The following is a 20,705-nucleotide window of genomic DNA, read 5'->3' on the forward strand; positions in this document are numbered from 1 at the left end:
TTTTACATCTGCGGCTTAGGCAGCGGCAGATTTTGTGTGAGCGCGTATCAGGCGACCAAGCCGCTTGATGCCTTCATCGATCATCTCGTCATTGGCGCAGGAATAGCTGAGGCGCAGTGTATTGGCTCCGCTGCCGTCAGCAAAGAAAGCGCGGCCCGGAACGAACGCGACTTTTTCGCTATCGATGGACGCGGCAAGCAGTGCAGCTCCATCCATGCCTTCCGGCAACGTGACCCAGACGAACATGCCGCCCTCAGGCTTCGTCCAACTCGTGGTCTCCGGCATATATTTCGCCAGCGCTTCGAGCATCTTGTCGCGACGGTGCTTATAAACCCTGTGCAGCTTCGCTACCTGAGCATCGAAGCCACTGCTGGCAACGCGCTGAATGGCGATCTGGTTGATCGTGGAAGAGTGAAGGTCCGCTGCCTGCTTCATCAGAACAAGCTTGCGAATAACCGGCTTCGACGCCACCACATAGCCGACGCGCAGGCCCGGAGCCAGCGTCTTGGAGAAGGAACCGCAATAGATGGTGCGGGTCTTCTCGATATCGCCGCCGTTACGGGCAATGTCGAGTGCCAGGATCGGCGAAATCGCATCGCCATTGTAGCGAAGATACTGGTAAGCCGCGTCCTCGATCACCGGAATGTCAAGTTCATCCGCCTGTGCGAGCAGTTTCTCGCGGCCAGCAAGATCGACGGTTTCGCCCGTCGGATTGCTGAAATCGGCAGACAGATAAGCGAACTTCACCTGACCGCCAGCTTTTTCCGCTGCCTGCGCATAGGATTCCGGCGTGCGATTGCCCTTGATCGCCAGTATATCGTAATTGGGCTCGTAAGCGTTGAAGGCCTGGAGCGCGCCGAGATAGGTCGGTGCGGTCACGAGCGCCGTGTCGGCAGGCGACAGGAACAGCTTGCCCAGATAGTCGAGCGCCTGCTGGGAACCCGATGTGATGAACACATTGTCTTCCGTGCAGGGAATGCCGATCTTGGCAAGCTCACCGACGAGCCAGGTGCGCAGCGGCTTGTAGCCTTCCGAAATGGAATATTGCAGCGCTGCATTGGCTTCGGGACCGGTAAGAATATCCTTATAGGCGGCCTGGAATTCGTCATGCGGGAAAAGCGCCGGATCAGGAATTCCGCCCGCAAACGAAATAATATCGGGCCGTTCCAGAAGCTTCAGCAGTTCGCGGATTTCTGATGCGCGCATACGTTTCGAGCGCGTTGCAAATACATTTTCCCAGTCCAACACGGGAAATCTCCTCAATTAGACTATCCGTAGATTTTACGGAACTTGTAATAGCGAAGTCTCCTCAGAACTTGGCTATTGGATGTGAAGCTCTAGCGCACTTTTCGGCAGACGAGAACAGCTTTTCCCATGCTTCTATGGAATAAAGATATTCGGAATTGTTTTGGGCCTTTAAGTGCATGAAACGAAAAACTGGCGCAGAATTTGAGTTCTTTTCGTTCGCAACGAACGCATAAGCCTTCTGGGACGCCAACTATTAAGGGGGCGCATGAAACGCCCCCTTGATCGAACAATGGAAGCTGAAGTCTCTTAGTTGCGAGCCTTGTCCACGAGCTTGTTCTTTTCAATCCACGGCATCATTGCGCGCAGCTTGCCGCCCACTTCTTCGATCTGGTGAGCATCGTTCATGCGGCGGATACCCTTGAAGCGGGCAGCGCCGGCCTTCCACTCCTGCATCCAATCCGATGTGAACTTGCCCGTCTGGATGTCTTTGAGGACGCGCTTCATTTCAGCCTTGGTTTCGGCAGTGATAATGCGCGGGCCGGTCACGTACTCGCCCCACTCGGCCGTATTCGAGATCGAGTAGTTCATGTTGGCGATGCCGCCTTCGTAGATCAGGTCCACGATCAGCTTCATTTCGTGCAGGCACTCGAAATACGCCATTTCCGGCGCATAGCCAGCTTCGACCAGAACTTCAAAGCCTGTACGGATCAGTTCGACCACGCCGCCGCAGAGAACAGCCTGTTCGCCGAACAGATCGGTTTCGCACTCTTCCTTGAAAGTGGTTTCGATGACGCCCGAACGACCGCCGCCGACGCCCGAAGCGTAGGAGAGCGCCAGATCGTGCGCGTTGCCCGACGCATCCTGGTGAATGGCGATGAGGCAAGGTACGCCGCCACCCTTCTGATATTCGCCGCGAACCGTATGGCCCGGGCCCTTTGGCGCGATCATCACGACGTCAACCGACTTCTTTGGCTCGATGAGGCCGAAATGGACATTGAGGCCATGGGCGAAGGCGATAGCAGTGCCATCACGAAGATTGTCGTGAATGTGCTCCTTGTAGATGTCGGCCTGCAACTCGTCAGGCGTTGCCATCATCATGAGGTCGGCCCACTTGGCGGCATCGGCAACATTCATCACTTCGAAGCCGTCAGCCTGTGCCTTCTTCGCAGTCGCAGAACCTTCACGAAGGGCCACGCGCACGTTAGCGGCACCGGAATCCTTGAGGTTCAGCGCATGGGCACGGCCCTGGCTGCCGTAACCGACGATAACCACCTTCTTCGACTTGATCAGGTTAACGTCTGCATCCCGATCGTAGTAAACGCGCATTTCCTTATTCCCTTCGTTCAGATTGTTCTTCGGCTTTCTCGCGTCCGCCGATGTGATTAGGCCCCGTAGAGGGCAAAAAACTGCTTGGTGGCGCGCCGGGCGTCCCGGATGACCACGTCGTCAGTCAGTTCCAGATGGTCGCCAAGCAGCAACCGTATTTGCATGTCCCGGACGACGAGCCCGAAAAACGTGCGAAATGCCTCATCAATATCGTCGAAGGTCAGCAAACCGGCCTCCTGCCCCATATGCAGAATGGGCTTGAGGCGCTTGGCCATGGCCACAGGGCCGTTGGCCAGGACGATATCGCCCAATGCGGATTTTGCGGACGCTGCGTGGCTCACCGCGAGGCGGTTCAGAGCAATCGAGGTCTTCCCCGACAGCACCAGAAGCCAGTCGCGCGCGAAATGCTCCAGACTGGAAAACAGGGACTCCGCATCGAGCTTCTCACGCGTCAGCGGCACAACGCGAACCTTCGAGGCTTGCCAGCGAACCATCGCGGTCAACAGACCATCGCGGTCACCAAACCATTTGTAGAGGCTTTCCTTCGAGCAGTTGGCGGCACGCGCAATACTTGCCGTCGTCAAAGCGCGGTCCCCGCCTTCCACTAGAAGGCGCAACGCCTGCTCCAGAACATCGTTCTGACGCGGCGAAAGAGCCTGCTGCTTTTGAGCCTGCAATTCGTCGCTGGTATCAGTCACGGGTCTTTCCTCCACCTTGTACCGTACGGTACGGTTCCCCAATTCATAATTATTGTTCCCGCCACGGTCAAGCGTGTTTTCGAAAATTACAGTTCGCTACTGCAGAATTCAGTTCGGTGCGCATAGAACGCAAAAAGCGCCCTCCCGAAGCCGGGAAAGCGCCTTGGAAAATTGTCGGCTCAAGCAGGTTTAGAGGTTTACCTGCGTTCCAATTTCCACCACTCGACCTGTCGGTATCTGGAAATATTCGGTTGCGTCTGATGCCGTGCGCGCAAGCAGGATGAACAGCTTGTCCTGCCAGAGCGGCAGGCCGGAATGCGCGGATGCCTTGAGTGACCGGCGCGACAGGAAGAAAGACGTGGTCATGATGTCGAATTTCCAGCCGAGCTTGCGACAGATGCCGAGCGCCCGCGGGATGTTAGGCTGTTGCATATAGCCGAAAGTGAGCGTCACCTGCATGAAGCGCTCGTTATATTGGGACACCCGTGCCCGGTCGGCACTCGAAACCCATGGCTTCGAGGCGGTCACAACCGTCAATATGACATTGTTTTCGTGCAGAACCTTGTAGTGTTTCAGGCTATGCATGAGGGCGGTCGGAGCGCTTTTTGGGTCGCCCGTCAGAAAAACAGCCGTACCCGGCACGATGGTAGGCGGACGCTTGGTCATTTGCTGGACGATCAGGTCCAGCGGAACTTCAGCCTTGCGGGTCTTGTGAAACAGGTGCCGCGTTCCCCGCACCCAGGTCCACATGATGAGGACCAGCACCACTGCGATACCGATCGACGCCCACCCGCCTTCGTGAACCTTGATGATGTTCGCACTGAAAAACATGATGTCGATGATAAGGAAGCCGAGAATAAATGGCAGGGCGCGGCTTACACGCCAGTTCCAGATACGAGTCATCACGATATAGAGCAGAACCGTCGTCACCAGCATGTTACCGGTGACGGCAATGCCATATGCCGCCGCAAGATTGCTGGATTTCTCGAAACCGAGCACCAGAATGACCACTGCCAGCCCCAGAAGCAGGTTGACGCGCGGGATATAAATCTGGCCGTGCAGCTTTTCCGAGGTGTGCTGGATTTCCAAGCGGGGAAGAATGTTGAGCTGAACGGCCTGACGCGCCACGGAGTAGGCGCCGGTAATAACCGCCTGGCTCGCTATCACGGTCGCAGCGGTGGCAAGCAACACCATGGGCAGGAGTGCGAAACTTGGCATCATTTGGAAGAACGGCAGCGCAGCCGCTTCACCGTGAGAAAGAATGAACGCAGCCTGCCCGAAATAGTTGAGCAGCAGGCATGGGAAAACGATCCAGAGCCATGCACGGACAATGGGCTTGCGCCCAAAATGGCCGAGATCGGCGTAAAGGGCTTCAGCGCCCGTCATTGCGAGAAAAACGGCGCCGACCGTAATGAATGCGATGCCGGGGCTGACCACCAGAAAGCGCACCGCATAATAGGGATTAAGCGCGACCATCACGGTAGGATCATCGAAAATATGCCATAGACCCGACGCGCCCAGCGCCAGAAACCACAATGCCATGATCGGTCCGAAGACGATGGCAACCTTTCCCGTTCCCAATTTTTGTACGGAGAACAGCGTCACGAGAATAACGACGGTTATGGGAACCACGAAAGGCGTAAGATCGGGAGCGACAATCTCCAGTCCTTCCATTGCCGAAAGGACCGATATGGCGGGCGTGATGACCGCATCGCCGAAGAACAGCGCCGCGCCGCAGATGCCTACCCCCAGGATCAGGTCCGGCCTGCCTTTCAACGCACTTCTGACAAGGGCCATTAGCGAAAGAATGCCACCCTCGCCATTATTGTCTGCACGCAGAACAAACAGCACATATTTGATTGTGACAACCAGTGTCAGCGCCCAGAAGATCAGTGAAACGACGCCGAGAATATCGCTGCGGGCGAGAATGCCGTCACTCGCGGCTGCATGAAGCGCTTCACGAAAAGCGTAGATAGGGCTGGTGCCGATGTCGCCGTAGACGACACCCAATGCTCCCAGCACCAGCGTCTTCATGCTCTCATTGTGCTGCCCGGCATCTTCAGCAAACGCAACGCTTTCAGGAACACCGACTGCAGGCACACCAGCCTGCATCGGCGTGTCATTGCCATTTAGCTCGCCGCTCATATGCAGGCACCTCGCAACTTCCTGAAAACGTTCTGGCTGGAGTTACTGGGATCGAATTGAGATAATGAGCGTATTCGCAAAAAGTTGCGAATTGCGGCATCGCTGCCAAGCTTTCCCCCGACCAGTTTCAATCATGGTCATGGCGTCGACTGAACGTAGCAATCTGCACGAATGCAACAACATTGCAAATGCCGCAGCGCGCAAAGCAGACGTCGGAGAACTGCTTCAATGCTTCCCTCATACGATCCTGCGCGCCCCCAAACGCATCTGAATAGTGGCGGACGCCTATAGCTTGTCGCATCCGAATGCAAATGCGCTTTTTGCAAAGCTCCAATCCCAGCCATGCATCAAGCGCATTGAATAACATCTATCGCAAGGCCGCGATATAGCGGCTTACCGTCGTCGGCATCCCATACATGAGGGCATCGGCTGTCAATCCATGCCCGATGGAAACTTCATTCAGTTGAGGAACACGTTTAACAAGCGCAGGCAGGTTGTCTACTGTTAGATCATGCCCGGCATTGATGGCCAATCCCAACGCCGTGGCAACATTTGCAGCCTTTTCCAGACGATCCAGTTCGTGCACCGCGGCAGCCGGATCGTCGTAGGTAGCGCCGTAGGGACCGGTATAGAGTTCCACCCGGTCCGCCCCGATAGCCTTTGCGCGTTCGTATCCCAACGGATCGGGGTCGGCGAACAACGACACCCTCATTCCACCTGCTTTCAGGCGAGCGACTATCGGCGCGAGAAAATCAGACTTCGACACGAAGTCCCATCCGTGATCAGATGTCGCCTGTGTCGGATCATCAGGCACAAGCGTCACCTGCTCAGGCTGATGCTTCTCCACGAGATCTAGAAATGCCTCGCTTGGAAAGCCTTCGATATTGAACTCCGCCTGCGGAAACTCGTCATCGATCAAAGCGCGTATTTCGCCGAGGTCGGAAAACCGGATGTGACGCTGGTCTGGACGCGGATGCACCGTCAATCCGGCAGCCCCTGCAGCGAGCGCGGCGCGGCCTAGACCGGTAACGCTTGGCCACGGCAAATCGCGCCGGTTTCGCAGCATCGCAACAGCGTTGAGATTGACCGATAATTTCGCAGGCATTGGAGACTCCCGGATGAATATTCCGCTTTATAACGCCTGCCATGAAAAAATGTGAGTGTTTTGCCGTCGCACCACGCCTGCAATCCCCAACCGCGCAAGTTTGTTGTAACAAACTGGGTTTGCAGAGCTTTTTCAGTTCGTATCAATTTGGCGCTGGACGCAACCTTTGACCCCGCTTCGGCGTTTGAATCTGATCAATGATGGAGGTCTATGATGCGAAATGAGGACATACCCGTCATTCGCCGCATTCCCACAAACCGGGATGACGTTTTTGCCTTTGCAATCGAGGGGCATCTTGACGACGCATCGCTGGAGAACCTCTACGGACTTCTCGATGCCGCTTACGAAACCCACGACGAAATCGATCTTCTGGTCCGTCTCACCGGCTATGAAGGCTTCGACTGGACCGCTGCGTTTTCGGAGAGCATGTTGTCCATGCGTGCCAAATCGCTCAAAAAGCTTCGCCGCTATGCTATCGTGGGCGGTCCACTGTGGATACAGGCCAGCATAACCCTCATGCAGCCGTTCCTCTCGATAGAACTCCGTGCATTTGAAGCGGACGAAGAAAACGAGGCTTGGGAATGGCTCGGCGCAAGACCGATCGAAGAATGATTATTTTACGATAGTCAGGCGTTCGGCGGCGCGGGTAATGGCCGTATAAAGCCAACGCTCACGCGTATCGCGGAACGCAAAACTTTCGTCAAAAAGCACCACTTCGTCCCATTGGGAGCCCTGCGCTTTATGAACCGTCAAGGCATAGCCATAATCGAAATCGTCATAACGCTTTTTGGTCTGCCACGGAATTTCACTGTCCGGATCTTCGAACTGCGCCTTCAACAGCTTGATCTTCGCAACGCCGCGGTCATCGTCCTCGGGCGTAACAAGCAGGTTGATGCCCGGCTTCACGGTTTCCTTGGAAGAGGTCATCACCTTCCATAAAGATCCGTTGAGAAGCCCCTTGGCAGGATCGTTGCGAAGGCAAACCAGCTTGTCGCCAGCCTGCGGATAATCCGCAGTGAAGCCCTTCAATTCCCGCAGGCGCTGATTGTAGCGGCGTCGCGTTCGGTTTGTACCGACCAGCACCTGATCGGCAGCCAGAACCATCTCCTGATTGACATCGCCTTTACCGATAACCTTCGCAGCGCCGTGGTCGCCATAGGGAAGTTCCCTTCCCTCTCGCACGTCGAGCGCCATACGGATGATCGGATTGTCCTGTGCCTGACGATGAATCTCGGTCAGCAGGTAATCCGGCTCGTGCTCCGTGAAAAACCCACCACCGGAAATCGGAGGCAACTGTCCCGGATCGCCAAGGACAAGGATAGGCGTGCCGAAACTCATCAAATCCCGCCCCAGCGCTTCATCGACCATGGAACATTCGTCCACGACGATCATCGCTGCCTTGGCGACAGGGCTTTGCCGGTTGAGCGAGAAGGTCGGCGCGATGGAGGTCTTGCCGGTGGTTTCGTCTTCGATCGCTTCTTCACCGCGCGGGCGATAGATGAGCGAATGAAGCGTGCGAGCGTTGCTGGCACCTTTCGAACGCAGCACCTGAGCTGCCTTCCCGGTAAACGCAGCAAACTGCACATCGCCATCCACATGCTCGGCGAAATAACGGGCGAGCGTCGTCTTGCCCGTACCCGCATAGCCGAACAATCTGAAAATGGGGCTGCGACCGTCCTTGAGCCAATGCCCCACGGCTTTCAGCGCCTGATCCTGTTCCGGTGAAAACTGCATGATCCTTTCAGACAGGATTCGCCGCCTGAAAACAAGATCAAACCGTGATCAAACGTTTTTGCTCATCAAAGCTGCAAATCTGTCGAGATCAACGTTACCGCCGCTGACGATGACGCCTACGCGCTTGCCTTGCAGCTTCGACGCTATCTGTCGCGCTCCGGCAAAAGCAAGACAGCCGGTGGGCTCGACGATCATCTTCATCCGGCTGGCGAAGAATTTCATGCCTTGCACGAGCTCATCGTCGCCAACCGCCAGAATATCGCGAACGGTGTTGCGAATGATAGCAAAGGTCATGTCACCCAGCGCCTGCGTCTGCGCACCGTCCGCCAACGTCTTTGGAACATCTATATGGACTATCTTGCCGGAGCGGAACGATTGCTGGCCGTCATTTCCAGCCTCCGGTTCCACCCCGTAGACATCGCAAGCGGGCGACAAGGCTTTCGCGGCCAGCGCCGAACCCGCAAGCAGGCCACCGCCGCCGAGACAGACGAACAATGCATCGAGCGGGCCGGTTTCCTCGATCAGTTCCTTGGCGGCGGTCCCCTGGCCAGCGATGATATCGGGATGATTGAACGGCGGAATGAGGGTCAGCCCGCCCTCCTCCGCCAGCCGGCCTGAAATCGCATCGCGATCTTCTTCGTAGCGGTTATAGGTTACAACCCTCGCACCATAGCCTCGCGTTGCTTCCAGCTTGGCGCGCGGCGCGTCTTCGGGCATGATGATGGTCGCTCCGATGCCGAGCAATTTTGCTGCAAGCGCTATCGCCTGGGCATGATTGCCGGATGAAAAAGCCAGCACACCCCGCGCCTTTTGCTCATCTGTAAACCGGGACAAAGCATTGAATGCACCTCGAAACTTGAATGCACCAATGCGCTGAAAATTTTCACACTTGAAAAAGAACTGCGCGCCGGTTTCGCGGTCGATCGTGGACGATGTGAATACGGGCGTATGGTGCGCATGGCCTTCGATCTGCTTTGCGGCCGAGATCACGTCATCGTAAGTTGGAAGCTTGTTCATCATCTGCCTCTTCATCTTTATTTCAGCATTGGCCACAGGCTCAGCACGAGCAGCAAAGCCATGACAAGATTGAACCATTTCAACCGAACAGGATCGGAAAGCCAGTTGCGCAGCAAGGTTCCGAACCCCGCCCAGACCGACACGCTCGGCAAGTTCACGATCGCGAAGGCAGTGCTCACCAGAAGCACGGCAACATAATAATTGTCGTGGTTGGCATAGGTGGCAATGCCGGTGACTGCCATCACCCACGCTTTCGGATTGACCCACTGGAACGCTGCCGCCTGAAGGAAAGTCATCGGCACGCTCTTATCGCGATGTCTGGCTTCTCCGATGGAGCGCGACATGGCGATTTTCCAGGCGAGATAAAGCATATAGGCGCCACCGGCGAATTTCAGCGCCGTATAGAATGACGGCACCGTTTCGATCAAAGCGCCGAGGCCGAAGCCGACCGCCAGGAGCAATACGAAGAAGCCGACGCCGATCCCCAGCATATGCGGAATGGTGCGGCGGAAACCGAAATTTACACCTGATGCCAGCAGCATCAGATTGTTCGGTCCCGGTGTAACGGATGAGACAAAGGCGAAGACAAGAAGCGCCAGAAAAATTTCGATAGACATAGGACGGCCCCGATTTATAGGGACAAATTAGCTCAATAAAAAACCGGCACAATCGAAACATTGTGCCGGTTTTTAACGATATTGTATCGATCGCCTCGGAAGCTATTACATGCCTTCCGGCCCCCGGTTCATGGCCGCAACGCCGGTACGACAGGTCTCAACCAGACCGAGCGGCTTCATGATCGAGATGAACTGATCGATCTTGGCAGTTTTTCCGGTGATTTCCAGAATGAAATGATCTGTCGTCGCATCAACCACCTTGGCCTTGAATGCGTCGGCCAGACGTAGCGTCTCGGCCCTTGCCTCACCTTTGCCGGCGACCTTCACCAATGCCAGTTCACGCTCCACCGGACGATCATGGCCGAGTTCCGAGGCGCGATGACTGAGATCGACAACGCGGTGAACCGGCACGATGCGGGCCAGCTGGTGGCGTATCTGGTCGAGCACATGCGGGGTGCCGCGCGTCACGATTGTGATGCGCGAGAGGTGCTTTTCATGCTCGGTTTCCGAAACGGTCAGGCTTTCGATATTGTAGCCACGGCCGGAGAAAAGACCGATCACGCGGGCAAGGACGCCCGGTTCGTTGTCAACGAGGACGGCAAGCGTGTGCGTTTCCGGCATTTGCGTTTCGGCAGCGATGAAATAGGCCGATCCGGAAGCTAGGTTCTGTGCGTTCATGATTTCTTTCCTCCGGGTCAGACGAGCGCGCGGCCCTTGGCATCGATTGCATTGGCAACGGCTTCATCTGTTGCTTCATCCGGCAACAGCATTTCGTTATGCGCCTTGCCCGACGGGATCATTGGGAAGCAGTTGGCGAGATTTGCCACGCGGCAATCGAAAATAACCGGCTTGTCGATATCGATCATTTCCTGAATGGCGGCATCGAGATCGCCCGGCTTTTCACAGCGGATGCCGTGCGCGCCATAGGCTTCGGCCAGCTTCACGAAATCCGGCATCGCCTCCGTGTAGGAGTGCGACAGACGGTTGCCATGCAGAAGCTGCTGCCACTGGCGCACCATGCCCATATACTGGTTGTTCAGGATGAAGATCTTGATCGGTGCATTGTGCTGGATCGCAGCCGACATTTCCTGAATGCACATCTGGATGGATGCATCGCCTGCAATATCGATAACCAGAGCATCAGGGTGCGCGATCTGCACGCCGAGCGCCGCCGGCAGACCATAACCCATGGTGCCGAGACCCCCGGAGGTCAGCCAGCGGTTGGGCTCCTCGAAGCCATAGAACTGCGCAGCCCACATCTGGTGCTGTCCCACCTCAGTAGTGATGTAGGTCTTGCGATCCTTTGTCAGTTCATACAGCCGCTGAATTGCATATTGCGGCATGATGACGTCCCGGTTCGGCGCATAGGCAAGCGAATTGCGGGAGCGCCAGCGGTCGATCTGCTCCCACCATGCGCCGATTGCCTGCTTTTCCGGTTTCCTCTCAGAAGCGCGGAACTGACGAACGATGTCTTCCAGAACGTGGGCAACGTCGCCAATGATCGGCACGTCGACGCGAACATTCTTGTTGATCGAAGATGGATCGATATCGATATGAATTTTCTTCGAGTTCGGGGAAAATGCGTTCAGGCGCCCGGTGATACGGTCGTCGAAACGGGCACCAACACACAGCATGACATCGCAGTCATGCATGCTCATGTTGGCTTCATAGGTGCCGTGCATGCCGAGCATTCCAAGCCAGTTCTTGCCGGAAGCCGGATAAGCGCCCAGTCCCATAAGCGTGGAGGTGATCGGGAAATTGCTGATCTCCACCAGCTCGCGCAGCAGACGGGAAGCTGCCGGGCCGGAATTGATCACGCCGCCGCCGGAATAGATGACGGGCTTCTTCGCATTGACGAGCAGACGAACGGCATCCGAAATTGCCTGCGCATTGCCGTCGAGAACCGGACGGTAGCTGGTGCGCGGTGCAGTTTCCGGCGGCGTATAAATGCCCTTGGCGAACTGGATATCCTTCGGAATGTCGACCACAACGGGACCCGGACGACCGGTGGAAGCGACATGAAAGGCTTCGTGCAGGATGCGCGCCAGATCGTTGACGTCCTTTACGAGCCAATTGTGCTTCGTGCAGGGGCGTGTAATGCCGATCGTATCGCATTCCTGAAATGCATCGGAACCGATCAGGGTCGTCGGCACCTGGCCCGAAATGCAAACCAGCGGAATGGAGTCCATCAGAGCGTCCTGAAGCGGCGTGACCGCATTGGTCGCACCCGGACCGGATGTGACAAGCATCACCCCAACCTTGCCGGTCGAACGCGCGTAGCCTTCCGCCGCATGTCCGGCGCCCTGCTCGTGACGCACCAGAACGTGCTGAACCTTGTCCTGCTGGAAGAGCTCGTCATAGATCGGAAGCACAGCGCCACCGGGATAACCGAAGATGCTCTCGACGCCCTGATCGATCAAAGCCTGAATGACCATTTCCGCGCCGGTCATTTCGCGCGGATTGCTTGCTTCCTGCGTTTCTGCGGCGTTTGCGTCCGCCTCACGTTTACCTGCAGTCATTGTTCTCTTCCCGTCTGCATTTCATTTCTGATTTGGATAATAAAAAAGGCCCCCGAGGGAGCCTGTCTTTCGCGCATGGGAGCTTTCGCCGGATGGTTACACCATCCTGCCCATGCGCGCCCGTACCACAAGAATAATAATCGTGTTCATGGTGGCGGACACTAATAGCCGGATTTGGCGTCGTCAACGCATAAATACATCGCCCGCGATATTTTCTTAGGCTCGCTCACCCTAAACGATAACTTTATTTCAACCGAAGACTCTTATCCTGATGCGAAACCTCCTGTTGAAAGTTGGGGCAAGCGGGCAGCATGAGCGAAATCGGCGACAATTCCGGCGCACGAGAAGACGGCGAATACGTGCAGCGCAATCGCACGGAAGGGTACGTCATCCAGTGTGATGGCGCAGGCGCCATCGTCTCGGCGTTGTCAGGCCCTTCCTCCGCCGCATCCGACGATTACTGGGCAGTAGGACAGCTGATATCCATTCGGTCAGGCGACAATCGCGTCGTCGGTCTTATTCGCAATGTGCTTGTGCCGGGTGATGTCTGGATACGCGGCGGTGACAACACGCTCCATGTCCATGTCGAGTTTCTGGGCGAGGTTCGCGTGCAGTCCAATGGGCAAACCACATTCAACGGCGGTATTTCTCAATTTCCCCATCCGGGCGCTATCGCCCACCGTATCCGCGCGAGCGACCTGGCGGCCATTTATGCCCAGACCGGGCACAGCAGCGTTTCGATCGGCACGTTGACACAGGACGCAACAGTTCAGGCTCATATTTCGGTCGACGATCTTATTTCCCGGCATTTCGCCATCGTTGGCACAACGGGCGTCGGTAAATCGAGCGCAGTCATGCTGCTTCTGCGCCGCATCGTCGCCGAAAAGCCCAATCTTCGTGTACTCATCCTAGATCCACACAACGAGTTCGCGAGCGCATTTCCTGACCTCGCAGTAGCCGTCGATCAGACGAATATCGAGCTGCCGTTCTGGATGCTGCGGCTTGAAGAATTCGCAGACGTGATCTTTCGCGGGCGCGCGCCCGATCCGATGGAACTCGATATACTGCGCGATCTTGTCCAGCTTGCGCGGGAAAAAATGCAAGGCACCGAGCCGTTGTCCGCGAAAACCTTGCGGCGGCAGCTGGCGGACCGGCAGAGCGTCAGCGCCGACACGCCCGTTGCCTATCGCCTCCCAGATCTGATCGCCCTCATCGACGAACGCATGGGGCTTCTCGACAGCAAAGCGGAACGTCCTTATCTGCGAAGCCTCAAGGCTCGTCTGGAATCGATTTCTGCCGATCCTCGCTTCCGCTTCATGTTTGCCGTGACTGGGGGACCCGAGACGATGCGGCACGCCATTGGCCGCATTTTCCGCATCCCACAAAACGGAAAGCCCATCTGCACATTCCAGCTTGCGGGATTGCCTTCCGAGGTGGTCAACGCCGTCGCGTCGGTTTTGTGCCGACTGGCGTTCGATATCGCTCTATCAAGCGAAGGCAGCCTGCAGACGCTGGTGATCTGCGAAGAAGCTCACCGCTATATTCCGGCCGACCGCGACGCCGGCTTCTGGCCGACACGGCAGGCTATAGCCCGGATTGCCAAGGAAGGCCGAAAATACGGTTCCTATCTTGGCGTCATCAGCCAGCGCCCTGGCGAGCTTGACGCGACAATCCTGTCGCAATGCAATTCCATTTTCGCGATGCGGCTCGGCAATGAACGCGACCAGGAAATCATCAAAGGTGCCATTCGCGGCGGCGCGCAAAGTATGGCGGGTTTCCTTTCATCGATCGCCAATCGCGAGGCCATCGCCTTCGGCGAAGCCTTCTCGACGCCCATGCGACTTACATTTGAGACTATTCCATCCCATCAGCTTCCGGGACGCAGCAAAAGCGAAAGCGCCCTTTCCGGTTGGCGCAACGACGGCAAGATATCGCTGGACCGTATCGTCGAAAAGCTGCGCGCATTCGAAAGCAGCTCCCAGGCGGAACCAGCGGACCGGCTCGCAGACGACGACAATCTTTGGGGCAACCCGGCTTCCACCTCTCATCGCGACCATGCATCGATCGGAGAGCAATTTCATCGGGCACCTTCATTGAAGCCGCAAACTCCACTCAGCCTGGACACGAAACAGAGCATTGAGAAGATGGGCGAATTGGTGCGCAGTTTTCGCAAGGACCGCGAGCGCTAGACACGCTCAGGCGCAGACGCGGTTGCGTCCCATGTTCTTTGCTGCATAGAGCATCTTGTCTGCGCGGCGATAGAGATCCTTCGAGGTCTCGCGACGGTCCCATATCGCAAGACCGATACTGACGGTAACACCAAGCTTTTCGTCACCGAGATCGATTTCAAGCGCCGATATTGCCTTGCGAATGCGATTGGCAAGCTTGATCATCAATTCCGCATCCATGTTCGGTGCGAGGACTGCGAACTCCTCCCCACCCAGCCGGGCGACAACGTCATGATAGCGTGTGTAATCCCTGAGGCACCGCGCCACCTCCTGCAATACGATGTCGCCAACGTCATGCCCGTAAGTATCATTCACGGTCTTGAAGTGATCGAGGTCGATAATCATCAGCCCGACGGGCCGGTGAATACGGTCGAACTGGACCAGATATTCCTTCAGCGCCTCGTCGAAATAACGCCGGTTCTGCATGCCCGTCAGGCTGTCCGTCAGCGCAGCATGTTCGAGGGTCTGCGACCGCTCGGAAAGATCCTGCGTGATGACCTGCAACTTGCCGCGATCCAGCGCATCGATTCTTATTTGGGGGTAGATCAGGAACAGCCCGCAAGCGAGCGTCGCCGCCAGCAACCAGATCGTGACGTCGTTCAACTGGTCCAGCCGCGAAACCAGTTCCAAGGTGCGCCCCTCAAGCGGTAAGGTCAGCAATTGTCCGATGTCAACGCGAGCCTGGTAGAGCAGCAGCCCGATACCGACCATCAAAACGATCAGAATAAAAAATGCCCGCTCCGATCTGTTGAACCGCATAATCCACGCCCGCCTCCTGTTTCAGAGAGTGCCAGCGAGTTATTTCGTTGTCGTTAATTGAGCGAAAGCATCATTAGAATTTGCATGGACGGACCAGCTGGCATTGAGCTGATTTCGAAACCATGTCGATTGACGCTTCGCATATTGCCGCGTGGCGATAACCGAACGATCAACAGCTTCTTCTCGGGACATCGTGCCTTCAAGGTACGCAGTGATTTCACGCACACCGATGGCTTTCATCGCTGGCAGTCCGGGGTCCAGATCAAGGGCCAGCAATGCCTTGACCTCGTCGATCGCGCCATTGTCCCACATCAACGCAAATCGCTGCGCGATGCGCTCTGAAAGCCATGCCCGATCAGGCGCCAATACAATTTTATGGGCGCTGTTTTCATCTACAAGGGCCCTACCTTTTGTCTGCTGCCAATCGAGAAGAGACTTTCCGGTGCCCTCCAGCACTTCCAGTGCCCGAACGATGCGCTGACTGTCGGCAGGCTGAAGTGTTGCAGCCATATCTGGATCGCGTTCACCGAGGATCCGGTGAAGCAACTCCGGTCCATCTGTCTCCATTCGCCCTCGCCAATAGGCCCGAACATCACCCGGCACCTCCGGCATTTGCGACAGTCCGCCCAGCAATGCCCTGAAATAAAGCCCCGTCCCGCCGACAAAGATCGGAGTGCGGTCCTTCATCCGGGGGTGCGATAACAGACGAGCTACGTCCTCCAGCCATCGTCCGGTTGAATAGCTTATCGATGGCGCGACATGGCCGTAAAGATAATGCGGCGCGGCAGCAAGATCGGCTTTGTCCGGCCGGGCAGTCAGAAGATCGAGTACGTCGTAAACCTGCATGGAGTCGGTATTCACGATGAAGCCATCTGTGTCTCGAGCCATGCGAACCGCAAGTGCCGACTTGCCGCTGGCTGTCGGGCCAGCTATCAGGATTGCATTCGTGATCGCATCCTCATTCATCGCCGGAATTGCTCTCCATGTCCCAACAGCTTTCTCTCGTCGCCACCTTGATCGCCAATCCGGCCAAGGCTTCGCTTGCATCAGCGCTTGGGATTAAAGCGTCCTCGGCAGTGAATGCAACCGGGCTTTACTGGCTGGCCGACAACATCGCCTGCGACATTCCGCTACCATCGGGGATCAGCAGCGAAGAAGCAGAAGCCCTGCTTCGTGATGCGCTTGATGGCGCGCCAGTCGATGTCGTGGTGCAGGAACAGGAGCGTCGGCGCAAGAAGATTCTGATTGCCGACATGGATTCCACCATGATCCAGCAGGAATGCATCGACGAACTGGCGGAAGAAGCCGGCCTGCGCGAGCATGTGGCAGCGATCACCGCGCGCGCCATGAACGGTGAGATTGCATTCGAACCGGCCTTGCGCGAGCGGGTGGCCCTGTTGAAAGGCCTGCCGCTCTCCGTCATCGACAAGGTGATTTCAACCCGCATCACACTGATGCCCGGCGGACCCGAACTTGTACGCACCATGCGCAAGCATGGCGCTTACACCGCGCTTGTGTCCGGCGGCTTTACATCGTTCACCCATCGCATTGCCGAAATGATCGGCTTCAACGAAGAGCGCGCAAACAGGTTGATCGATGATGGCATGCACCTGACCGGCCTGGTCACGGAACCCATTCTCGGCCGTGAGGCCAAGGTGGAGAAGCTCGTGGAAATCGCTGATCGTCTTGGTCTTACACCGGATGATGCGATTGCGGTGGGGGACGGCGCGAACGATCTCGGCATGATCCAGCTTGCGGGAACAGGCGTGGCGCTTCATGCAAAACCAGCCGTGGCAGCGCAAGCCCGGATGCGCGTTGACCATGGCGACCTGACTGCCCTGCTCTATATTCAAGGCTACCGAAAAACGGACTTCGTTCAATGATCATTCTGGAAACCCCACGCCTCGTCGTCCGAAACTGGGAAGATCGCGACCGCGGTCTGTTCCATGTCATCAATTCCGATGAAGAGGTGATGCGTTTCTTTCCCTTTCGCAGAAACCGCGTGCAATCAGATGAATTGTTCAACCGCCTCCAGAAGACCATTTCTGAAACGGGTCTCGGTTTCTATGCGCTGGAAGAAAAAACAGGCGGTCAATGCATCGGCTTCGCCGGTCTCGCCCGCACCGATCTTGAACCTCATCTACCGGACGGCACTGTTGAAATCGGCTGGCGGCTGGCCACGCCCTATTGGGGCAAGGGTTACGTAACCGAGGCCGGCAAAGCGCTGATCGACTATGCTTTCGACACCCTTGGCCTCTCGGAAGTCGTTTCTTTCGCCGTTCACAATAACGATCGGTCTACAGCTGTCATGCAGCGCATCGGCATGATCCGTGATCCAGGGCGTGATTTTGATCACCCGCGCGTGCCGGATGAAACTCCGCATTTGAAGCGTCATGCGGTCTATCGCATTTTACAATCAGATCGATCACCTGACGTTGCATAAGCATTCAGGCAGCCTGACCGGCAACCCAGCCGGACGACCAGGCCCACTGGAAGTTATAGCCGCCGAGCCAGCCGGTGACATCCACCACCTCGCCGATGAAAAAGAGGCCGGGGACGGATTTGGCTTCCATGGTCTTGGAATCGAGCTCACGCGTATCGACCCCTCCAAGCGTAACTTCTGCGGTACGGTAACCTTCCGAGCCCGCAGGCTTGATGCGCCAGTCGTTTATCGCTGCCTCGACGCGACGGAACATCTTGTCGGACATATCCGCCAGATGACCCGTTGCGCCGACATCCTCGGCTAAGGTCTGCGCCAGCTTTCTTGGAAGATAAACAGCCAGTGCGGTCTGCAATGCCTGCTTGCCGTTCTGCTTGCGCTGCTCGCGCAGTGCTTCGAAAATGTCTGTTTCGGGCAGCATGGCTATGCGGATTTCGTCGCCTTCCCGCCAGTAGGAAGAAATCTGCAAAATCGAAGGGCCACTAATGCCGCGATGCGTAAAAAGCATCGCCTCGGCGAATTTGGTTTTACCACAGGAGACAACAGCGTCGACGGCAACACCGGCCAGCGGCTTCAGCCTTTCCAGCGTGTTGGGTTCAAACGTCAGCGGAACCAGCGCAGGTCGTGTTTCTACAATCCGCAATCCGAATTGTGTCGCGACATCGTAGCCGAAGCCTGTCGCCCCCATCTTCGGAATCGATTTCCCGCCACAGGCCACGACCAGTGATCGACAGCTAACAGGTCCGTCCGACAGTTGAAGAGAAAAGCCTTCTACAGATTTTTCAACCGAGCTGACGCTGCAACCAAGCTTCCGTCGCGCACCATGGCACTTCATTTCTGCCAGCAGCATTTCGATTATCTGCAATGCCGAACCATCGCAGAAGAGTTGTCCCAGCGTCTTCTCGTGATAGGCGATGCGATAGCGCTCAACCAGTGCAATAAAATCGCGCTGTGTATAGCGGCTGAGGGCCGAGATACAAAAGTGCGGATTCTGCGAGAGATAATTCTTCGGGCTCGCATGAAGATTAGTGAAATTGCAGCGTCCACCGCCCGATATGCGAATTTTCTCACCGGCTGTTTTGGCGTGATCCACGACCAGCACGGAACGCCCGCGTCTGGCCGCTTCGATGGCGCACATCATGCCTGCCGCACCGGCGCCTATGACCACAATATCGACTGTTTCCAACTCATCTTACTCCGAATGGCGCCGGTCCATAGCACAGCCGAAGCTTATGAAACAGAAAGCTTTGCCATTGCGGATAACCATGGAGGGATCAATTGATCCGGACAGTCACAAAACGCAGTTCGCCCGAGCGGGATGCCAGCATCAGGAGTGCATTCTTGCGTCCCTCGCGGCGCAGCGCATCGATGCGCTTCTTCACATCGTCGGGTGTTTTTACGGTCACCTGGCCAATATCGACGATGACATCGCCGGTTTCGATACGCTTTTCGCCGGCAGCGGACCCGGGAGAGACATAAAGAACCGCAACGCCTTCTACATCTTCGGCAATACCAAACTCACCGCGGACCTCGTCGCTCAGCTCGCTGAGCTTCATCCCAAGTACGCTTGGAGCAGCGTCGCTCTTCTGGTCCTTTTTCGGCGTATCCGGCATTTGCTTGCCTTCGTCTCCGCCTTCACCTTCAGGAAGCGGAGCCTGGTCTTCCGTCGCAGCCTCGGTGCTCTTGTCGTCCTCTAGGAGACGACCGAGCTTTACCTTCACGGTCTTTTCCTCACCCTGACGGACCACGACAATTTCAACTTCCTTGCCGACAGGCGTTTCGGCAACCAATCGAGGCAGATCGCGGGCAGTGTTAACCGGCTTGCCTTCATAACGGATCACGACATCGCCTGCTTCAATGGCCTTGTTGTCGACGCCGGAGTTTTCGATCAATCCGGCGACCAGCGCGCCCTTGGCTTCCTTCAACCCGAGGCTCTGGGCGATATCGTCCGTAACCGGCTGGATGCGCACACCGAGCCAGCCGCGGCGAACCTCACCAAATTCCTTGAGCTGGTCGATCACACCGACAGCCATTTCTGCCGGAATGGCGAAGCCGATACCGATGGAACCTCCCGACGGCGAAATGATCGCCGTGTTGATGCCGATCACCTTTCCTTCCATATCGAACAGGGGACCACCGGAATTGCCCCGGTTGATCGCCGCGTCGGTCTGGATGAAATCATCATAGGGACCGGAATTGATATCACGCTTGCGGGCCGAAATAATGCCGGCGGTAACCGTTCCGCCAAGACCGAACGGATTGCCGATTGCAAGGACCCAGTCGCCGATACGCGCCTTTTCCGAATTGCCGAACTGGACGGCCTTCAGTTTGTGCTTGGACGGGTCCACTTTAAGGATCGCCAGATCGGTCTTGATGTCCTTTCCGACGAGCTCCGCTTTCAGCTTGGAACCATCATTGAAATTGACTTCGATTTCGTCAGCATCGGCAATGACGTGATTGTTTGTGACGATGAACCCCTTCTCGGCATCGATGACGAAGCCCGAACCCAGCGACTGGACCTTGCGCGATTCGTCACCCTGCGCGCCGCCATTGTCGCCGAAGAAGTCCTTGAAATATTCCTGGAACGGAGAGCCTTCCGGCACCTGCGGCATGGGAACGGCACCGTCACCTTCCCCGTCTCCCTTGACGGTCTGGGATGTGGAGATGTTCACGACCGCATCGAGCAGACCCTCGGCCAGGTCAGCAACGGAAGCTGGCCCCTGAGCCGCGATTGCCGGAGGCGTCCCCATCGAAAGAGTGCCACCAACCGTCATCGCCCCCAGCGCCACGGTTGCGAAAAGGGTGCGAGCAAATCCCGCCTTTGGTGCAATTACCATGAAGCCCTGCTCCGTTCCTGTCTGCTTGCAGT

At 56.6% G+C, this 20,705-nt stretch carries 18 protein-coding genes; 4 read left to right on the top strand and 14 right to left on the bottom strand.

Going from position 1 to position 20,705, the window contains the following annotated elements:
* Window positions 1–15: 15 nt before the first annotated feature.
* The 5 genes from ABWW28_RS11705 to ABWW28_RS11725 all read right to left on the bottom strand — a co-directional run bounded on the left by ABWW28_RS11705 (window position 16) and on the right by ABWW28_RS11725 (window position 6,522).
* Window positions 16–1,248 carry an aminotransferase-like domain-containing protein gene (locus ABWW28_RS11705; RefSeq protein ID WP_031346792.1) on the bottom strand — a complete coding sequence of 411 codons (1,233 nt, stop codon included), beginning with the start codon at window positions 1,246–1,248 and terminating at the stop codon, window positions 16–18.
* A gap of 306 nt (window positions 1,249–1,554) precedes the next feature.
* Window positions 1,555–2,574 (bottom strand): ketol-acid reductoisomerase, encoded by a 1,020-nt coding sequence (gene ilvC / locus ABWW28_RS11710; protein WP_176588181.1) that lies wholly within the window; start codon window positions 2,572–2,574, stop codon window positions 1,555–1,557.
* A gap of 56 nt (window positions 2,575–2,630) precedes the next feature.
* The gene (locus ABWW28_RS11715; RefSeq protein WP_021586838.1) at window positions 2,631–3,272 is read right to left on the bottom strand and encodes a TetR/AcrR family transcriptional regulator; all 642 of its coding nucleotides are present in this window, start codon (window positions 3,270–3,272) and stop codon (window positions 2,631–2,633) included.
* 189 nt (window positions 3,273–3,461) lie between these two features.
* On the bottom strand, window positions 3,462–5,417 hold the full coding sequence (locus ABWW28_RS11720; RefSeq protein ID WP_021586839.1) for a potassium transporter Kup: 1,956 nt from the start codon (window positions 5,415–5,417) through the stop codon (window positions 3,462–3,464).
* 367 nt (window positions 5,418–5,784) lie between these two features.
* The gene (locus ABWW28_RS11725) at window positions 5,785–6,522 is read right to left on the bottom strand and encodes a pyridoxine 5'-phosphate synthase (RefSeq protein ID WP_021586841.1); all 738 of its coding nucleotides are present in this window, start codon (window positions 6,520–6,522) and stop codon (window positions 5,785–5,787) included.
* A gap of 213 nt (window positions 6,523–6,735) precedes the next feature.
* Between ABWW28_RS11725 and ABWW28_RS11730 the strand changes: the two genes are divergently transcribed.
* Entirely contained in the window at window positions 6,736–7,134 is a 399-nt protein-coding gene (locus tag ABWW28_RS11730; RefSeq protein WP_021586842.1) for a SpoIIAA family protein, read from the top strand.
* Here ABWW28_RS11730 and ABWW28_RS11735 read toward each other — a convergent pair whose 3' ends face one another.
* From ABWW28_RS11735 to ABWW28_RS11755, 5 genes are all read right to left on the bottom strand, one after another.
* Window positions 7,135–8,256, bottom strand: a complete 1,122-nt coding sequence (locus ABWW28_RS11735) for an ATP-dependent DNA helicase (RefSeq protein ID WP_006467174.1) — start codon at window positions 8,254–8,256, stop codon at window positions 7,135–7,137.
* A 48-nt stretch (window positions 8,257–8,304) separates the two neighbouring features.
* Complete coding sequence (locus tag ABWW28_RS11740; protein WP_025090500.1) at window positions 8,305–9,273, bottom strand: threo-3-hydroxy-L-aspartate ammonia-lyase; 969 nt, start codon at window positions 9,271–9,273, stop codon at window positions 8,305–8,307.
* A gap of 17 nt (window positions 9,274–9,290) precedes the next feature.
* Complete coding sequence (locus ABWW28_RS11745; RefSeq protein WP_021586844.1) at window positions 9,291–9,890, bottom strand: LysE family translocator; 600 nt, start codon at window positions 9,888–9,890, stop codon at window positions 9,291–9,293.
* Between the two features lie 105 nt (window positions 9,891–9,995).
* A complete protein-coding gene (gene ilvN, locus ABWW28_RS11750; protein WP_006467176.1) occupies window positions 9,996–10,568 on the bottom strand; it encodes an acetolactate synthase small subunit in 573 nt (190 codons plus the stop codon).
* A gap of 17 nt (window positions 10,569–10,585) precedes the next feature.
* Window positions 10,586–12,409, bottom strand: a complete 1,824-nt coding sequence (locus ABWW28_RS11755) for an acetolactate synthase 3 large subunit (RefSeq protein ID WP_021586845.1) — start codon at window positions 12,407–12,409, stop codon at window positions 10,586–10,588.
* A gap of 311 nt (window positions 12,410–12,720) precedes the next feature.
* Between ABWW28_RS11755 and ABWW28_RS11760 the strand changes: the two genes are divergently transcribed.
* Window positions 12,721–14,598 (top strand): ATP-binding protein, encoded by a 1,878-nt coding sequence (locus ABWW28_RS11760; RefSeq protein WP_176588182.1) that lies wholly within the window; start codon window positions 12,721–12,723, stop codon window positions 14,596–14,598.
* Window positions 14,599–14,604: 6 nt separating this feature from the next.
* Here ABWW28_RS11760 and ABWW28_RS11765 read toward each other — a convergent pair whose 3' ends face one another.
* Both ABWW28_RS11765 and miaA read right to left on the bottom strand, forming a co-directional pair.
* Window positions 14,605–15,396, bottom strand: coding sequence for a GGDEF domain-containing protein (locus ABWW28_RS11765; RefSeq protein ID WP_021586847.1), 792 nt, complete (start codon window positions 15,394–15,396; stop codon window positions 14,605–14,607).
* Between the two features lie 39 nt (window positions 15,397–15,435).
* Window positions 15,436–16,362 (bottom strand): tRNA (adenosine(37)-N6)-dimethylallyltransferase MiaA, encoded by a 927-nt coding sequence (miaA, locus tag ABWW28_RS11770; RefSeq protein WP_025090501.1) that lies wholly within the window; start codon window positions 16,360–16,362, stop codon window positions 15,436–15,438.
* A 17-nt stretch (window positions 16,363–16,379) separates the two neighbouring features.
* On the opposite strand from miaA, the gene serB reads away from it, so the two are divergent.
* Both serB and ABWW28_RS11780 read left to right on the top strand, forming a co-directional pair.
* Window positions 16,380–17,279: a phosphoserine phosphatase SerB gene (serB, locus tag ABWW28_RS11775; protein WP_021586849.1), complete on the top strand. Its 900-nt coding sequence runs from the start codon at window positions 16,380–16,382 to the stop codon at window positions 17,277–17,279.
* The gene (locus ABWW28_RS11780) at window positions 17,276–17,839 is read left to right on the top strand and encodes a GNAT family N-acetyltransferase (RefSeq protein WP_021586850.1); all 564 of its coding nucleotides are present in this window, start codon (window positions 17,276–17,278) and stop codon (window positions 17,837–17,839) included. The genes serB and ABWW28_RS11780 overlap by 4 nt, the downstream gene beginning before the upstream one ends.
* A gap of 4 nt (window positions 17,840–17,843) precedes the next feature.
* On the opposite strand, the gene ABWW28_RS11785 is transcribed toward ABWW28_RS11780, so the two are convergent.
* On the bottom strand, window positions 17,844–19,022 hold the full coding sequence (locus ABWW28_RS11785; RefSeq protein ID WP_021586851.1) for a BaiN/RdsA family NAD(P)/FAD-dependent oxidoreductase: 1,179 nt from the start codon (window positions 19,020–19,022) through the stop codon (window positions 17,844–17,846).
* 88 nt (window positions 19,023–19,110) lie between these two features.
* On the bottom strand, window positions 19,111–20,673 hold the full coding sequence (locus ABWW28_RS11790; protein ID WP_021586852.1) for a Do family serine endopeptidase: 1,563 nt from the start codon (window positions 20,671–20,673) through the stop codon (window positions 19,111–19,113).
* Between the last annotated feature and the right edge of the window lie 32 nt (window positions 20,674–20,705).

This window comes from Brucella sp. NBRC 14130, assembly GCF_040371715.1.
Taxonomy (GTDB): Bacteria; Pseudomonadota; Alphaproteobacteria; order Rhizobiales; family Rhizobiaceae; genus Brucella; species Brucella intermedia.

Bases quoted from the DNA above. Each gene is read 5' to 3' on its own strand.
- ilvC (WP_176588181.1), bottom strand. From the start codon at position 2,574: ATGCGCGTTTACTACGATCGGGATGCAGACGTTAACCTGATCAAGTCG.
- ABWW28_RS11720 (WP_021586839.1), bottom strand. From the start codon at position 5,417: ATGAGCGGCGAGCTAAATGGCAATGACACGCCGATGCAGGCTGGTGTG.
- ABWW28_RS11725 (WP_021586841.1), bottom strand. From the start codon at position 6,522: ATGCCTGCGAAATTATCGGTCAATCTCAACGCTGTTGCGATGCTGCGA.
- ABWW28_RS11730 (WP_021586842.1), top strand. From the start codon at position 6,736: ATGCGAAATGAGGACATACCCGTCATTCGCCGCATTCCCACAAACCGG.
- ABWW28_RS11735 (WP_006467174.1), bottom strand. From the start codon at position 8,256: ATGCAGTTTTCACCGGAACAGGATCAGGCGCTGAAAGCCGTGGGGCAT.
- ABWW28_RS11740 (WP_025090500.1), bottom strand. From the start codon at position 9,273: ATGAACAAGCTTCCAACTTACGATGACGTGATCTCGGCCGCAAAGCAG.
- ABWW28_RS11745 (WP_021586844.1), bottom strand. From the start codon at position 9,890: ATGTCTATCGAAATTTTTCTGGCGCTTCTTGTCTTCGCCTTTGTCTCA.
- ilvN (WP_006467176.1), bottom strand. From the start codon at position 10,568: ATGAACGCACAGAACCTAGCTTCCGGATCGGCCTATTTCATCGCTGCC.
- ABWW28_RS11755 (WP_021586845.1), bottom strand. From the start codon at position 12,409: ATGACTGCAGGTAAACGTGAGGCGGACGCAAACGCCGCAGAAACGCAG.
- ABWW28_RS11760 (WP_176588182.1), top strand. From the start codon at position 12,721: ATGAGCGAAATCGGCGACAATTCCGGCGCACGAGAAGACGGCGAATAC.
- ABWW28_RS11765 (WP_021586847.1), bottom strand. From the start codon at position 15,396: ATGCGGTTCAACAGATCGGAGCGGGCATTTTTTATTCTGATCGTTTTG.
- miaA (WP_025090501.1), bottom strand. From the start codon at position 16,362: ATGAATGAGGATGCGATCACGAATGCAATCCTGATAGCTGGCCCGACA.
- serB (WP_021586849.1), top strand. From the start codon at position 16,380: ATGTCCCAACAGCTTTCTCTCGTCGCCACCTTGATCGCCAATCCGGCC.
- ABWW28_RS11780 (WP_021586850.1), top strand. From the start codon at position 17,276: ATGATCATTCTGGAAACCCCACGCCTCGTCGTCCGAAACTGGGAAGAT.
- ABWW28_RS11790 (WP_021586852.1), bottom strand. From the start codon at position 20,673: ATGGTAATTGCACCAAAGGCGGGATTTGCTCGCACCCTTTTCGCAACC.